A 431-nucleotide genomic window follows, 5' to 3' on the forward strand; every position below is an offset into this window, starting at 1 on the left:
ACCGGGGCGGTGATGGAGAGGCTGGGAGCCGTGTTGTCCACGGTGAGCTTGTACTTCGTGGTGCCGGTCTTCCCCAGGCCGTCTTCCGCCACCGCGAGCAGCTCCAGGACGCCGTCAGTCGTCGGCGTCCACGTGCCGGTAAGCTTGTTGCCCGTCCGCACCTCGTTGAGGAGGTAGGAGCCACCCGCCGTCACGGTGAAGTTGCGGACGCCGGAGCCTTCGGCATCCACCGCGGTGGCCTCGATGGTGAGCTGGTTGGCCACGACGTTCGCGGCCCCTGCAGGAGCGCTGAAGGGCGTCCCGTCGTCCCCTGTGAACGTCACACGCCACGTCACTGCCGGCGGCGCGTTGTCGAAGGGCGTCGGCGCGGTTGCCGCGTCGAACAGCGCGCTCACATCGAGGCTGATAGCGTCGTAGACGTTGGGCTCCGC

Annotated in this window: 1 protein-coding gene; it reads right to left on the bottom strand. The window is 68.4% G+C overall.

Annotated elements, in window-relative coordinates:
• A partial coding sequence (locus D7V88_RS43585) for a hypothetical protein (RefSeq protein WP_208726801.1) occupies positions 1-431 on the bottom strand: 431 nt, incomplete at both ends.

Source organism: Corallococcus terminator, from assembly GCF_003611635.1.
GTDB lineage: Bacteria > Myxococcota > Myxococcia > Myxococcales > Myxococcaceae > Corallococcus > Corallococcus terminator.